Origin of the sequence: Micromonospora arborensis, assembly GCF_003205615.1 — a bacterium.
In the GTDB taxonomy this organism is placed as follows: Bacteria; Actinomycetota; Actinomycetes; order Mycobacteriales; family Micromonosporaceae; genus Micromonospora; species Micromonospora arborensis.
Window position 1 is genome coordinate 4,583 of record NZ_PYBV01000010.1, and the last position, 328, is coordinate 4,910.

The following is a 328-nucleotide window of genomic DNA, read 5'->3' on the forward strand; positions in this document are numbered from 1 at the left end:
GCCGCCGAGGCGGCACCGCGGCCGGGTGCCGGGTCGTACCACCTGGTGACGGTGACCGACGACGGCCCGGGGATCCCGGTGGCGGACCGGGATCGGGTGTTCGACAGGTTCACCCGACTGGATGACGGCCGGGCTCGTGACGACGGCGGCGCCGGCCTGGGGCTGGCCATCGTCCGGGAACTGGTGCGACGTGCCGGCGGCAGCATCACCCTGACCGACGCGGAGGAGCAGCACGGACTACGGGTGTGCCTACTGCTGCCAGCGTCGGCCGTCGAGAAGGACCCGGAGACAGTTCTCGACGCGTCGTGAGCCGGCGGCCGGCGGTGAC

General features: G+C 73.5%; 1 protein-coding gene. It reads left to right on the forward strand.

Features of this window, described 5'->3' with window-relative positions:
• A partial coding sequence (locus C7C45_RS07640) for an ATP-binding protein (RefSeq protein ID WP_244200283.1) occupies positions 1-309 on the forward strand: 309 nt, incomplete at its 5' end.
• Positions 310-328: the final 19 nt, after the last annotated feature.